Source organism: Candidatus Saccharibacteria bacterium oral taxon 488, assembly GCA_010202115.1.
Taxonomy (GTDB): Bacteria; Patescibacteriota; Saccharimonadia; order Saccharimonadales; family Saccharimonadaceae; genus Nanosynbacter.
In genome coordinates, this window is the sequence record CP047917.1 from 612,959 (window position 1) to 625,703 (window position 12,745).

The 12,745-nt window shown below is 50.4% G+C and carries 14 protein-coding genes; 1 reads left to right on the plus strand and 13 read right to left on the minus strand.

What is annotated here, in order from left to right; translation table 11 throughout:
* Positions 1 to 9 precede the first annotated feature (9 nt).
* The 9 genes from pyk to GWK74_03365 form a co-directional block, all read right to left on the minus strand.
* The gene (gene pyk, locus GWK74_03325) at positions 10 to 1,434 is read right to left on the minus strand and encodes a pyruvate kinase (GenBank protein ID QHU90531.1); all 1,425 of its coding nucleotides are present in this window, start codon (positions 1,432 to 1,434) and stop codon (positions 10 to 12) included.
* Between the two features lie 46 nt (positions 1,435 to 1,480).
* Positions 1,481 to 2,197 carry a ribonuclease III gene (rnc, locus tag GWK74_03330; protein QHU90532.1) on the minus strand — a complete coding sequence of 239 codons (717 nt, stop codon included), beginning with the start codon at positions 2,195 to 2,197 and terminating at the stop codon, positions 1,481 to 1,483.
* Complete coding sequence (locus GWK74_03335) at positions 2,198 to 2,695, minus strand: NUDIX domain-containing protein (GenBank protein QHU90533.1); 498 nt, start codon at positions 2,693 to 2,695, stop codon at positions 2,198 to 2,200.
* On the minus strand, positions 2,676 to 3,131 hold the full coding sequence (nusB, locus tag GWK74_03340) for a transcription antitermination factor NusB (protein QHU90534.1): 456 nt from the start codon (positions 3,129 to 3,131) through the stop codon (positions 2,676 to 2,678). The genes GWK74_03335 and nusB overlap by 20 nt, the downstream gene beginning before the upstream one ends.
* A 27-nt stretch (positions 3,132 to 3,158) precedes the next feature.
* On the minus strand, positions 3,159 to 3,308 hold the full coding sequence (locus GWK74_03345) for a hypothetical protein (protein QHU90535.1): 150 nt from the start codon (positions 3,306 to 3,308) through the stop codon (positions 3,159 to 3,161).
* 595 nt (positions 3,309 to 3,903) lie between these two features.
* Complete coding sequence (locus GWK74_03350; GenBank protein ID QHU90536.1) at positions 3,904 to 6,423, minus strand: leucine--tRNA ligase; 2,520 nt, start codon at positions 6,421 to 6,423, stop codon at positions 3,904 to 3,906.
* A 13-nt stretch (positions 6,424 to 6,436) separates the two neighbouring features.
* A complete protein-coding gene (locus tag GWK74_03355; GenBank protein QHU90537.1) occupies positions 6,437 to 7,747 on the minus strand; it encodes a hypothetical protein in 1,311 nt (436 codons plus the stop codon).
* 30 nt (positions 7,748 to 7,777) lie between these two features.
* Complete coding sequence (locus GWK74_03360) at positions 7,778 to 9,079, minus strand: hypothetical protein (GenBank protein ID QHU90538.1); 1,302 nt, start codon at positions 9,077 to 9,079, stop codon at positions 7,778 to 7,780.
* A gap of 192 nt (positions 9,080 to 9,271) precedes the next feature.
* Complete coding sequence (locus GWK74_03365) at positions 9,272 to 9,709, minus strand: GNAT family N-acetyltransferase (GenBank protein QHU90539.1); 438 nt, start codon at positions 9,707 to 9,709, stop codon at positions 9,272 to 9,274.
* Between the two features lie 20 nt (positions 9,710 to 9,729).
* On the opposite strand from GWK74_03365, the gene GWK74_03370 reads away from it, so the two are divergent.
* Complete coding sequence (locus GWK74_03370) at positions 9,730 to 10,569, plus strand: phosphate acetyltransferase (GenBank protein QHU90540.1); 840 nt, start codon at positions 9,730 to 9,732, stop codon at positions 10,567 to 10,569.
* Positions 10,570 to 10,576: 7 nt separating this feature from the next.
* Here the strand turns inward: GWK74_03370 and GWK74_03375 are convergent, their stop codons facing one another.
* The 4 genes from GWK74_03375 to GWK74_03390 all read right to left on the minus strand — a co-directional run bounded on the left by GWK74_03375 (position 10,577) and on the right by GWK74_03390 (position 12,532).
* Complete coding sequence (locus GWK74_03375; GenBank protein QHU90541.1) at positions 10,577 to 11,146, minus strand: hypothetical protein; 570 nt, start codon at positions 11,144 to 11,146, stop codon at positions 10,577 to 10,579.
* 68 nt (positions 11,147 to 11,214) lie between these two features.
* Entirely contained in the window at positions 11,215 to 11,565 is a 351-nt protein-coding gene (locus tag GWK74_03380; GenBank protein ID QHU90542.1) for a hypothetical protein, read from the minus strand.
* 20 nt (positions 11,566 to 11,585) lie between these two features.
* A complete protein-coding gene (locus tag GWK74_03385) occupies positions 11,586 to 12,143 on the minus strand; it encodes a non-canonical purine NTP pyrophosphatase (protein ID QHU90543.1) in 558 nt (185 codons plus the stop codon).
* A gap of 2 nt (positions 12,144 to 12,145) precedes the next feature.
* Complete coding sequence (locus tag GWK74_03390; protein ID QHU90854.1) at positions 12,146 to 12,532, minus strand: DUF1653 domain-containing protein; 387 nt, start codon at positions 12,530 to 12,532, stop codon at positions 12,146 to 12,148.
* Between the last annotated feature and the right edge of the window lie 213 nt (positions 12,533 to 12,745).

A 12,745-nucleotide genomic window follows, 5' to 3' on the forward strand; every position in this document is an offset into this window, starting at 1 on the left:
CTTTTTGTCCTACTCCATTGTCCGGATCTGGATATTGTCAGTCTTGCCCGGCCGGCCCGGTTGATGGCCGCTGACCAATACCAACGTCACTGGATCCTCGCCAAAGTAACCTTCGGCCTTCAATTCCTCTGCTAATTTATTCGCCGAACCCAGACCACTTGGGCGAACGTATGAGCGCGTGGCGTAACTGAGTGCTAATTTTTGAGCGGTTTTTTGGCTATCGGTGACGCTAATAATCGGCATATTCGGCCGAAAGGCGCCGACATTCACCGCAGTTACACCCGTACTAGTCTCGGCAATAATTGCCCGCGCCTTAAGCTCTGTGGCGAGCCGCGCCGCCGTGTAGCTGAGCAGCGCATCATGTTTGCGACGCTTTTCACCCGACTCAACTGCCATGACATCACTGTGCTCCTGAGTGTACATAATCGTCCGGCGCATCGCCTGCACTGTCTCGATCGGATATTTACCGTTAGCCGTTTCATCAGACAACATCACCGTGTCGGCACCCTGGATGACCGCATTGGCAACATCACTCACCTCAGCGCGAGATGGCTCAGGATTGTCAACCATGCTGCCCATCATCTGCGTGGCGACGATGCTGAGCTTAGAATACTTGCGACAGAGAGCGATAATACGCCGCTGAATAACTGGCACGATCTCCGCCCCGGCTTCAACCGCCAAGTCGCCACGCGCCACCATGATACCGTCACTCGCCTTGACGATCTCCTCCAGATGCTCATCGGAAATCGCTGATTTCGTCTCGATCTTAGCAATGATATACGCATCTGACCCCAGCGCTGTCAACCGCGAGCGTAAATCGATAATGTCATCCTCTGTCTGCACGAAACTCAGCGCCACATAATCAAAATCTTGATTGGCCGCCCACTCGATATCGGCGATATCTTTTGGTGTTAAAATATCACCACCAAAATCAGTGTCTGGTAGGTTCAACCCCTTGCGGCTCATCAAAAATCCGTCATTCTGCACCTCCACCCTGATGGCTGTTGGACCAGCAATTTCACGAACGATCGACTTGATCTTGCCATCAAACATATACAGCGGCTCGCCAACTTTCATTTTCTCAGCGAGGTTATACTGGACAGGCAGATTAAAGCTTCCATCATGTTCTGTAATCGACGAATCAAGCGTCAGCACATCACCAGCCCGCACCGTCAGCATGTTGTCTTTGAGAACGCCGAGGCGGATTTTTGGACCTTGAAGGTCTTGGAGAATGGCAACTGGTTTACCCTGCTCGTGACTGGCCGTGCGAATCCAGCCGATTTGCTCACGCCGCTCATCATAACTACCGTGGCTAAAGTTCAGACGAAAGCCATTGACACCGGCCTGCATAAGTTGACTAATTTTATCCTGGCTCATCGTTGCCGGACCGACAGTCGCTAGGATCTTGGTACGTTTAAAAATTGTGTTACTCATCCTTTTGATTATAACACCGGTTAGGCGCTGAGAAAAGATATAATCACTATTCAGAATTCGCTGCCCGATATCGAGCGATTGCTTGGCGGGCGGCTTGCTGTTGAGCCACCTGCTTGGACGGACCCACGCCGTGCCCCATCAGTGTTTCACCGACGAACACCCCAAGCGTGAAAACCTTATCATGATCTGGACCTTCCTCGCCCAAAACTTTATATACTGGCGTCTGGCCATCGACGCGTTGAGAAATTTCCTGCAAATACGACTTCGGATCACGCCAGCTACCTGATTCCAATATTCCGTCCAACTTGATAATAATATGCTTATGAATAAAATCGCGCGCATCGTCAAAGCCACGCTCCAGGTAAATCGCGCCAATGACTGCCTCAAACGCGTTGGCCAAAATCTGCAAGTGTGCCCGATCCGAACCATTTTTCTCACCCTTTGACATGCGAATCAGCGGCCCGTAACCCAAGGTATCGCCTGCATCGCCGATACTTTCCGTGCGCACCAACGCCGCCCGCCACGCTGTCAAAATACCTTCTGGCTCAGAAAAATTCGTAAACAAATATTCCGTGACTGCTAGCTCCAACACCGCATCACCGAGGAATTCCAACCGCTCGTTATGCTCGTGGACTGATTTTCTGTGTTCATTAACGTAGCTACGATGCGTCAAAGCCGTAATCAACAGATCCAAATTATTAAACTCAAACCCCAACTTCTCACGCGCAAACTCCTGATACGGCGCCGTATTCATCCCGCTCATCTATAGATTCTCCTGCCTGATTCGTTTCATAGCGAGCAGAATCAGCTTGCCAATATCCTCATACTCGATCTCATCCAGCGCCTCATGAAAGGTAAACCACGCCAGGCCATTCATCCAGTCTTCTTTTTGCAGTTTTTCGTCCGGATCAAGCGCCTTCATCAGGTACACTTGCTGCGAAATCAGCACTAACTTATCAAGCCGGCGATAGCGAAAATTAATCTTGCCCAGCCAGCCACATACCTCGATATTCTTGAGGCCAGCCTCTTCGCCAACCTCACGCTTGGCGGCGGCCTGTGCCGTCTCGCCCGGCTCAACGTGGCCCTTGGGAATTGTCCAGCGATCCCGCGCGTCTTGGTAGAGTAGAAACTCAACATCACCTTTTTTATTGCGTCGAAACACCACACCACCGGCGGTTGGCTCGCGAACTATTTCTTGGATCGACGGTTTTTTGCGACCGCCAAAATATTTCTTAATATGATCAAAGCTGCTTGTCTTCATCGGCATCCTCTTGAAGGGAGCGATACGCTGTGCCGAGCACACCGTTCACAAATTTCCCTGAGTTATCCGAACCAAACGTTTTTGCCAGTTCCACTGCCTCGTTGATAGCCACTTTTGGTGGCACTGCTGCCCGAGAAAACAATAATTCATACAGCCCGAGCCGCAATACCGTCCGGTCAATTCGCGATATCTGCTCAATCGGCCATTCTGGCGCCAGCGGACGAAGTTTATCATCAAGCTCTGCTTTATGCGTGGTGACGCCATTGATCAGACCCCGCACAAACTCAACATCATCGACTGACGATTTGTATTTCTCAAGATTGCGCGTCAAGATATCGGCGACATTAACCCCGCTGTCGCCAACTTCCTGGCGAAACTCAATCTCGTATAAGGTCTGCAACGCGACGATTCGTCCCAAATGACGGTTTGAAGCCATGACAAAAACGTTCCTGTTCGTGTTAGTTTATTTTGTACTCTTATTACCAGTCTCGCGTTTGGTCGTCTTGACTTTCACTGGTGACGTCCCGTTGACGCGGCGTGCTAATTTCAGTACCAAGTGGCTGCGGCGCAGACCAGTCTTGCGCGGGCTGCTCTGCTTTTTTGGTTGTGCCATAGAAAAATCTCCTTTATTTCAGTTTATCGTAACACTTGGGCTTCATTATACCGGTTTTTGATAGATTTCTCAAGGGGATGCAGAGATGATGCAGGGCGATGGCGATACGCTGTCAGGGGGTATTATTGACTTTATATAATATTTATGGTAATATCGTAAACATCACTTACAATAGAAAGGATACATCCTACTAATTATGGATAAGAAAAACTTACCCCTCAATCTGGGGAAACACTAAGTCGACTAGGTGAGCTGAAACTGGCCATCGGATCAGGAGCGATGCTAGCGGTAATGGGGGCGGGTCTCGGCATCGGCATTAACGGTATCGCCAACGCCGATAAAGAGCCGCCAGGATCACCCCTAGTTGGCTCTTTTATGATGCATTATGACCCCACGGAAGGTAATGCCACAAATGATTCAGATGTATGTACAGCAGCACATTCCGTTGTAAGAGATGCCAATACTACTACCCAAATTGATATAGTGGGCTGTGCTACGGAATCCAAAAAGCTCGCTGGTCTTCCACAGGGAACACGCGTACGAGTCGAGGTACACCGGGATGGCTCGGTGACGACTAAGCCCCTCGGCAACTAACCTAGACAACAATATTCACCAACTTCCCCGGCACATAAATCACCTTTTTCGGTGTCCGGGCGTCGAGATAGGCGCGAACCTTCTCGTCATCCAGCGCTCGTTGCTCAATCATCTCTTTATCAGCGTCAGCCGGCAGCTCCAGCCGTGATCGAAGCTTACCATTGACCTGAACGATGATGGTCATCACATCGCTCACCAGATATTTTTCATCCCACTTTGGCCAGTGATTAACGTGAATGGTATCAGCATGGCCCAACTCCTGCCACAATTCCTCAGTGATATGCGGCGCAAATGGTGCTAAAATTTGCAGCAAACTCTCCAAGGCAAACTGCCACGTTTCTGTTGCTTGCATGCCGTGTGTTTCTTTGAGCTTGTATAGGCCATTGACCATCTCCATCATCGCCGCCACTGCCGTGTTGAACTTTTCATCCTCAATGTCGCGAGTGACTTTCTTGATAGTGAGGTGAGTGAGGCGCAATAATTCAGAAGAATCAGTCGATGACGATGGGTCGCTCAAGGAAGGGTTAGTGGATGGTGATGTATCCGCAACCACAAACTCCTGCACCACATTCCACACTCGGTTTAAGAACCGATACGTCCCTGGCACCCCGCGCGGATCCCACGGCGCATCCATATCGTACGGCGCGATAAACATTTCATACACGCGCAGCGCATCAGCCCCGTAACCGCTATCCATAATCTCCATCGGGTCGATGACGTTGCCCTTGGACTTACTCATCTTTTGACCGTCCGGCGCCATGATGTAAGCGTTGTACATCATCCGCTTGAACGGCTCCGGCGTTGGCACGAGACCGAGTTTATAGAAAAAGCGCATCCAAAAACGACTGTACAGCAGGTGTGCCACCGCATGGTCAGCACCGTTGTAATAATCGACCGGCATCCAGTGGTTAATGCGCATTGGACCCCACGCCTCGGCGTCATTGTGCGGATCAAGATAGCGCAGGAAATACCAACTCGAGCAAGCATAGCCATCCAGCGTATCAGTTTCGCGCCGCCCTTCATGCCAATTGTTGCCCGTTGGCTTTGGCTCGGTGATCGGCACCGTTTTACCCGTCTCAACATCAACCCACACCCGCACCCAATCATCGACTTGCGCTAGGACCGAGGTGTTGCCGCCCGTTGGTTTGAAATTCTCGACTTCTGGCAAAATCACCGGCAAGCACTCATCCGCCACGGCGATTGGCTCGAAGCCGTCAACATGCACCATCGGAATTGGCGCACCCCAGTACCGCTGGCGAGAAATCAGCCAATCGCGCATTTTATAGGTAGTCTTGCTCCGACCCAAGCCCTGTTGCTCCAGCCAGGCTACCACCTGTTCGCGAGCCTCTTCGCTGCGCAGACCATCAAAATCGCCCGAATTAATCAATTCGCCTTCGCCCGTGTAACAGCCAGCATCCGCCGAGTTTTCCGGTTTTTCAATCACCTGCACTACTGGCAAATCAAATTTTTCGGCAAACTCCAGGTCGCGCTCATCATGCGCTGGCACCGCCATAATCGCGCCAGTACCGTAACCACCGAGGATGTAATCCGCCACCCAAATTGGCACTTTCTGACCATTGACTGGATTGATGGCATAGCTGCCAGTAAAGACGCCAGTTTTGTCTTTATTTTCCTGGCGTTCAACGTCGGATTTTTTCTGCGCCGCTTGAATGTATGCTTCAACTTTGGGGCGCGTGTCAGCATTGACCAACTGAGAAACCAGTGGGTGCTCTGGCGCCAGTGCCACGTAGCTGGCACCAAACAAGGTGTCGGGGCGCGTAGTAAATACAGTGACGACGGAATCCTGTCCGCTGACCGCAAAGTCAACTTCCGCACCGACTGACCGACCAATCCAATTTTTCTGCATGGTTTTGACCATGTCCGTCCAGTCTAGGTCGTCAGTCGCCTCCAGCATCTCATCAGCATAGGCGGTGATGCGGAAAAACCACTGTTTGAGGTTGCGCTTGGTGACGGGGTTACCGCAGCGCCAACATTTGCCGCCCTCAACCTGCTCGTTAGCCAGCACCGTATTGTCAGTATCACACCACCACTGCGGCTGTTCCTTTTGGTACGCCAAATCGTGTTTGTATAGCTGCGTAAAAATCCACTGAGTCCATTTGTAGTACTCTGGATCAGCCGTAGAAATTTCCTTCGACCAATCATAACTAAATCCGAGTCGCTTCAGCTGAGCGATGAAGTGTGCCTTGGCTTCGTCGTGCGCCACTCGCGGCGTTTTACCGACCTTGATGGCGTAATTTTCCACCGGTAAGCCAAAGCTATCCCAGCCAATTGGATGATAAGTATTATAGCCCTGCTGACGCTTGAGGCGCGCTTTAATATCGGCAAACTGAAACGTCCGACCGTGACCGATGTGAATACCCGCGCCAGTAATACCAGGAAGCATGCTTAGACTATAATACTTAGGGCGCGTTGTATCACTAAGGTCAGTGACATATGTATCATCAGCCTCCCACTTATCTTGCCATTTTTTCTCAATTTCCGTCGGATTGTAGCGTTTCATACTCCTTAGTATATCATCTCTCGACGCTAACGTTCGTGTCTTCGTCATTCTCGTCTACAGACACACCACCCCTAGCAAACGGCGGCGGTATTGGCGATGAGCCGGCAAAATCCTGAAGCACCGACTTAAGATTATCGGCATTTGATGGTATGTCAATCTGTTCTGACTTGTTGTAATCAAATGTCATATCCATAGTGATATTCCGATCCTTGTCGTCATCTGAACTGTGTGCCTTAATCTCAATCGCTTTCAGTTGATGCGACCACGGATTGACCCAGATACGTATAGTGGGCAATTTCTTTGATGACGTAGTTTTATTTGCTGTATTGAATACTTTGTCGCCATAGCACTCTTTAATTTTCTTGCCAAGTTTCGTATCCCCCAGAGAATCGACAAATGCGCGTAGTTTGTCTGACATTTTACCATCCGAAGCTAGATCAATTTCAAAGCCAGGCGCACCATCACGCGGCTCGACCTTAGCGTCCTTTTTGACCGTCACAAAGCTGTTTTTGCGATACGCATTGATCAGTTCGCTACGCACCTGCTGGTCAGCATTGATCAAATCAAAGATTTCTTGGGAACATGTATCTTTATCCGCATATGACGTGCCAAGCTCATCAAATGACACCTTAAGCCACTTGCCTTCAATCTTGTTAAGTTTCTCATCAAGCTGTTTGAGGATCTGGTCACGTATATGTATAACTGTTGGCTGCGCGTCCGGTAGTGCTCCCTGGCCCCGATCCTTAATGATCGTCTCTGCCATCTGGCGTACGATATCTTTTAAGTGTTCACCCTTAATATAAACCGCGCCCTTGCCGTCAGCCACCACCGTAAGCACGATATCCTGTTGGGTTTCTATGCCATTGATCGCCAATGTAATGGTGGCCTCGGTTTTTGATTTTGGTGAGTCAGCAACGGCTTTAATCTTAATGTCAGCCCGATTGCCGCTACCAAGATCCATGACGAGCTTACCTGAGGAAACCACCTTTTTAGTCTGGAACGAACTGACCATCGCATCAGTTACCATCCTCTGCGGATCTTGCCACCAGAAAAAGTACAACAGTACCGCAGCGATAGCTAGCAGCAATACAACCGAGCCGGTAATAATACCGATGATGAGGCCAGTTTTCTTTTTTGGCGGCATAACCGAATTCATGATCGGCGGGCGCAAGGACGACGATGCCGGCTGATCAGCCTGTGTAGGCGGAGTCGTTGTCGACTGTGATGAGCTTGATGTGACCGTCGACTGCGACGCTGCCGGCGGTGTTGACGCAGCGGCTTTATCCGCTGGTGTTTTCTTGCTATTCGTACCCTTGTCGTCCATATTCCTCCTCGTTATACTTTCATTGTATCACTATCCGCGAAAGCGCGAGAAAAATTCATTTTTTCGCTTAATCCAATCAGGTGACTGGCGCACCAATTTTTTCTCATCCTCAGTGCTGTGTAGGTTAATTTTAATCGCTTCCTCGAGCCAAACACCGCCACTTGAACCTTTGAAGAGAGCCACGCCGCCCGCATGAAGTTTTTCGCGCACAAATCCGCCGGCCATCAGCGCATCACGACACTCCTTGACCTGACAGCCGCGACGACGTGCTACTGGCGCTAGGTATTGATTAGCCATCTCACCGACGGTCACTACCCAATCCAGCTCGTCTGGTGAACACTGAGCGCCGAGCTTGGCATGACCGGCCTGCGTATCCTTGCGTAGCCCATTCATGTTACCAAACACCACGATACGCTGCGGCACCTCAAGACTGTACAGCGTTTGTAGTGCTGACAATGCCGTCAGTGGTGATGAGCTATAGCTATCGTCAATCAAAATCGTCTGATCCGCACCGCGAAGCACTTGCATCCGACCCGGCAGCGGGCCTAACTGGCTCAAGCCCTTTTCAATCAATTCTTTCGTCATACCCATCCGCACCCCAGCGAGCATCGCCACGACGGCTGGCCGCAGATTATGTTCACCAAGCAGCGGCAGCGTCACCGCGATGCCATCAGGGTATTCCGGGCCGATAATCTTGCCGACATAACCGTGCTCCAGCGAGAAATCATGCTGCTCAAAATAATACTCAGCGACCTCGCTAGTGCCATATGTCGTCATCTGGGGATTTGTCAAAAATGCAGCAAATCGACCGTCAATATCATCGCGGTTAATGGCCGCAAAGCGAGCATTATTCGCTAACGTTAGCATCTCGCCAGCCACCTCTTCGACGGTATGTTCAACCCGCATGCGGCCAGAGGTTACCGACGTCACAACGGCCATATCCGGCAAAATAACCTGCTGAAACCACGCGTTAAAACCGGGCTGCATCGGGCTGAATTCTTGGACGATGACATGAGCTTCGGGATGCTCAGCGCGAGCACGCTTTTTGACAGCTCGCATCATCTTGCGGCGGTGCCAAAATCCCCACTTCTCCTCCGGACGATTCTCAGGATAGCGCACACCCATAATCTGTAGAAGGGTTTGCAAGTGCGACATTGGCTCAGCAGCGTGCATGGCGACAGCAAATTGCTGCGATAGCACAGTGGCGATCGCCGTTTTGGCACTCGTCTTGCCAGCACTCCCGGTCACTGCGATCAACTTGACATCAGCATGGTCGGCAAAAAATTGCCGGACATAGCGTATCACTTTTTTCTCAAACGACTTCTTGAACATCCCCTTTATCATACCATAAGCGCCGTCAAACGCGCCACTTGACGAACAAAAAAGAGCTGTTACGCGCCCACCCGGGGCAATTTCATGTGTTTGTTTTGGATGGCAGCATAGGAAACGCCCCTATGCGTACCAGCTCTAATGATATTATGTGCTTTTTTATTAAAAAGCACAAGAGGTTTACCTGATATTTATTTACAATTCCTTAGCAAAGGCGTTAGTACTACGTACGACTGCGCCCTTTTTCAAGTAGAATTGCTGCGCCGCTTCACGTTCTGGGCGTGATGTGAATTCTAATTTCAAAGCGCCCTGCTCGCGACCCCAGTCGATGATAGCGTCCCAGAGTTGAGAGCCGACGCCCTTACCCTGGATAGTCGGATCAGCAACGAAATCGTCGAGGTAGATCTTGCGCCCAGCAGCTGGCCCCAGTAATAACGCCACCGTTGCCATGCCAACGACTTTGCCTGATAACCGTGCCAACAGCAACGCATGACTCGGCGAGTCGATAATCTGCTGTAACAGCTCGGTATCAGCCGGGTGTGGCTTGCTGGTGAGTGCCGCGATGAGGTTAGTAATGTCTGCCACATCAGCTTCAGTGATATGGGATGCTCGTTCAATTGTCAATTCGTCCATGTTTCCATTATACTATACCTATGAATCAGCACATACGAGACTTAGCAAAAACCTTAGCCTTACGTCCGCCACGCGTGGTATTTCCTGAAGGTAATAACCACATCATCCAGCAGGCGGCGCGGGCACTAGAGGAGAGCGGTGCAGTGCAGCCAGTATTGCTTGATGAGGAAGAGGACGCCATCAGTCGCGGTGCAACGATGCTAACGAGCGGCGAGGCCGACGTTATGGTGGCTGGAATTGATCACCCAACGAAAGACGTGCTGCGGGCTGGGCTGAAAATTGTTGGACTGGCGCCCGATGTTCGATATGCATCCAGCTTTTTCGTGATAGACGTCCCACAGTTTCAGGGTGGCGAACACGGCTTGTTATTCTTTGCTGACTGCGGCATGAACATTCAGCCAAATGCCGAACAGCTGGCGGCAATTGCTATGGCCTCGGCGGATAGTGCGGCGTCGCTTGGCTGGGAGCCACGCGTGGCTATGCTGTCATACTCAACGAAAGGCAGCGCTGGCGGCGACAGCGTCGAGCTCGTCACGCAGGCACTACGGCTCGTCAAAACAGAGCGACCCGATATACTCATTGATGGCGAACTGCAATTAGATGCGGCGATCGTCCCCGCTATCGGCCAGAAAAAATCACCAAGCAGTCCGGTTGCCGGCAGGGCTAACGTCCTCGTTTTCCCCGATCTTGATTCTGGTAATATCGCGTATAAGTTAGCCGAACATCTGGCTGGCGGTCATGCGTACGGGCCGATCTTGCAGGGTTTTGCTCGGCCAATCAGCGACCTATCTCGCGGCTCTAGCGTTGATGATGTGATCGGCGCCACGCTTATTACTGCCAGTATGGCGCGAACTTCATAGAAACCAGCTACTGCATGATATACCACTGCGCAAATTGATGCCATTGCTGCAGCGTATCAGTCTCAACCGCCAAGCCTTGATCGCGCCGATCAAACACCTCGGATATCGTCAGGCCGTTACTACCATCCATCGTAATAATCTTGTTGACCGATGCGCCACTCTTGCCACGTGGCGGAGCCACAAACTTCCCCGGCTGATCAAAGATAAACGTCTGTAGATTATGCCCGTCGTAATAGGCGACAATGTCATGGAGAATAATCTGCCAATCATCTTTGTCGCGTAGCAAAGCCAAAAAATCTTCGGGCGTCAACCAGTGCGCGATATCTTTCATGTAGCCACCCGGAAAGCCACCGAGCGCGGGCACTTCCCAATTACTATCGTTGACAACAACCGGCTTGCCAACCTTCTCGTACGCTGCCCGAACCTTAGCCTCGGTAATTTTTAATGGATCACGGTGCTGGATCTCATCAATATCTATATTAATAATCTCCACCGCTATGTCGTATTGGCTCAGCGTAGCCGTTGCCTCCTCAATTTTACGCGGATTACCAGTGACGAGATTGATGTGTTTTGTCATGGGGTCTATTATAGCACCTCTCATTTTAGTGTGGCTGTAGCACTGGTTTTACCATAGGGGATCCTTCGTCAACCAACCTCACTCAGCGCCTTTATAATATCCTCATCCCGTGAGACCGCATGAATATTTGACAGTTGTAGAAACCATTTTGGGGTATCATGAACAACGACCACTGGTTTACCAAGCGCTATCGCCATGCCAACTTCGTAGCGCGCACTCTCCTGGTCGGATTCCCATAGATATACCAAAACATCGGCAGAACGGACAGCCTGAACTTCATCTTCTGGACTGAAATTTGTCTCGTCGTCTTTGTAATTATAGTACCAATTACACGGAATACTATAGCCGGAATCCTCTAGGATTTTTGCCACGCGATTCGCCCTGTCGAGATTTTTGCCAGCTAGGTAGATCACTTTCATATATAAATAATAGCATATGTTTATTCAAGTGTGGTGAGAAATTGACGGACGGCATCGATTGGTTTGAACAAGCGGTACGTTTCGGCATCCTCACTCGGCGTTAATTCGGCGCGAGCTCTACCGCCATGGCCATCCGGGCAAAATATTTTATCCCAGCCAAAACCGCCATCGCCGGCAGGGTGCTTGGCGATGACACCACCAAGTTCAGCACGAAACAATTTGACCTGCTCGCCGTCACAATAGCCAAATACACACGCCGCCACTGCTGATCGATCGTCAAAACCATCAAGCATCCGGCAGAGATTCCCTAAGCCGTTTGGCGCCTCCACGAAAAACTTGATAAACGGACCCGGCAGTCCGCCCAGCGCAGTAAACCCGAGCGCTACATCCTCAACCAAAACTGGACGCTTAGCAAATGCATACGCCTGACGTACCTTATGTCCAACAATCTCTTCCAAGCTCGTTGATTGAATTTCCGTTAAATCAACCGCCCGATGTTTCAGCGGTAAACCCAGCATGCGCGATAAATAATCTGCTTTGTGCGGATTGCCGGTGATAAACGTAATCGTCTTCATCACGCTTATACCTGAGTTTCAGAGTTTACTTTCTGAAATCGCGGCACAGATTTCCCATCCAGTACTACCGTTTCCGTAAACATGTTGGCGGGGCGAGCAAATAACTCATATTCATTTTCATAGAGAGGTCGGTAAATTACTAGGAAGTCTTCTGCCTCAGTTTCTAACGCTAGACCGATCACCTCGTATAGCTTGCCTGACTTGCTATACTTGTACACACCCTTGCTTATTTTCGCGCAACGACTCTGCTCTTTACTATCCGCAGCTTCTTCGCGATACTTCTCTGGCTGAGCGCGGAAGATTCCTACCCATTTACTATCATCATCCAGGTCATGATATTTAATGTAATGTCGTTTGTCAAAGCCACCCTTGCTCTGTTTCTTGCACGCCATTTCCGCTTGGACTTGCTCGACAGAAAAACCAAAATCTTGGCGCAGCACGTCAACAACTTCCTGTAAATCAGCCAGCTCTTTGAGAGATTCGCCGCGTTGATCATCGTCCAGCGGGATTTCGTCCGCTTCCTCATGAATCTTACGGAGCAGTTCGTGGCGAAATTCTTGCTTGTTTAGTTCGCGGTACTCCGTATGTAAAACTTCTTCGTCATC

What these genes read in the sequence shown, in the direction of transcription:
- GWK74_03370 (QHU90540.1), top strand. Translation starts at nt 9,730, where the DNA reads ATGAATCAGCACATACGAGACTTAGCAAAAACCTTAGCCTTACGTCCG.
- GWK74_03365 (QHU90539.1), bottom strand. Translation starts at nt 9,709, where the DNA reads ATGGACGAATTGACAATTGAACGAGCATCCCATATCACTGAAGCTGAT.
- nusB (QHU90534.1), bottom strand. Translation starts at nt 3,131, where the DNA reads ATGGCTTCAAACCGTCATTTGGGACGAATCGTCGCGTTGCAGACCTTA.
- GWK74_03350 (QHU90536.1), bottom strand. Translation starts at nt 6,423, where the DNA reads ATGAAACGCTACAATCCGACGGAAATTGAGAAAAAATGGCAAGATAAG.
- GWK74_03380 (QHU90542.1), bottom strand. Translation starts at nt 11,565, where the DNA reads ATGAAAGTGATCTACCTAGCTGGCAAAAATCTCGACAGGGCGAATCGC.
- GWK74_03335 (QHU90533.1), bottom strand. Translation starts at nt 2,695, where the DNA reads ATGAAGACAAGCAGCTTTGATCATATTAAGAAATATTTTGGCGGTCGC.
- GWK74_03360 (QHU90538.1), bottom strand. Translation starts at nt 9,079, where the DNA reads ATGTTCAAGAAGTCGTTTGAGAAAAAAGTGATACGCTATGTCCGGCAA.
- GWK74_03355 (QHU90537.1), bottom strand. Translation starts at nt 7,747, where the DNA reads ATGGACGACAAGGGTACGAATAGCAAGAAAACACCAGCGGATAAAGCC.
- GWK74_03345 (QHU90535.1), bottom strand. Translation starts at nt 3,308, where the DNA reads ATGGCACAACCAAAAAAGCAGAGCAGCCCGCGCAAGACTGGTCTGCGC.
- pyk (QHU90531.1), bottom strand. Translation starts at nt 1,434, where the DNA reads ATGAGTAACACAATTTTTAAACGTACCAAGATCCTAGCGACTGTCGGT.
- GWK74_03375 (QHU90541.1), bottom strand. Translation starts at nt 11,146, where the DNA reads ATGACAAAACACATCAATCTCGTCACTGGTAATCCGCGTAAAATTGAG.
- GWK74_03390 (QHU90854.1), bottom strand. Translation starts at nt 12,532, where the DNA reads ATGGCGTGCAAGAAACAGAGCAAGGGTGGCTTTGACAAACGACATTAC.
- rnc (QHU90532.1), bottom strand. Translation starts at nt 2,197, where the DNA reads ATGAGCGGGATGAATACGGCGCCGTATCAGGAGTTTGCGCGTGAGAAG.